General features: G+C 32.4%; 1 protein-coding gene. It reads left to right on the top strand.

Annotated elements, in window-relative coordinates:
* Positions 1-289: hypothetical protein (locus RCF13_RS01840; RefSeq protein ID WP_308140779.1), on the top strand; the 289-nt coding region annotated here is incomplete at its 5' end.
* Positions 290-503 lie beyond the last annotated feature (214 nt).

Below are 503 nucleotides of genomic sequence, written 5' to 3'. Positions count from 1 at the left end.
ACAAGAAATTAAAGATGCGTTTGCAGAGAGAATAAATGTTATTGCATTTTATAATAAGATAGGCTATGTACCGCCAATTTATTACTTGCAAAATATAGCAGCTGATTTTGATATGAAAAATCATTTGGAGCCTTTTATAACTGGATTACAAGAATTAGAAAGGATAGATGCTGTAAATAAAGTTAAATTAGATTTATATTTTGATAAACAATTAGGGCACATCCCTTTAGAGAAGGATAAAATTATGCCATACATGAAACGGATGTTCTGTGAAGATAGAACATTATAATAAAATGGTAGGGGGTGAGAGAAGGAGTAGAAAGGTAAAAATATCTACATGTATTTGAAGAAGTTTTTGCCTTTTTACTTTATTTTATCTCACTATTTGCGGGCAGTAAAACTCCCACCTCAAAATTCGGCTGTAGGCTGTAGCAAGGAAATTAGGTGGGAGATCAACTGTTCATAAAAGCCCGATTGGTGATAGCTGATTAAAGTTTCACTTT

It is taken from the genome of Stenotrophomonas maltophilia group sp. RNC7, assembly GCF_030910085.1.
Classification (GTDB): Bacteria; Pseudomonadota; Gammaproteobacteria; order Xanthomonadales; family Xanthomonadaceae; genus Stenotrophomonas; species Stenotrophomonas sepilia.
Note: the sequence above shows the minus strand (reverse complement) of the source record. Positions and strands in the feature narration are given on the sequence as shown.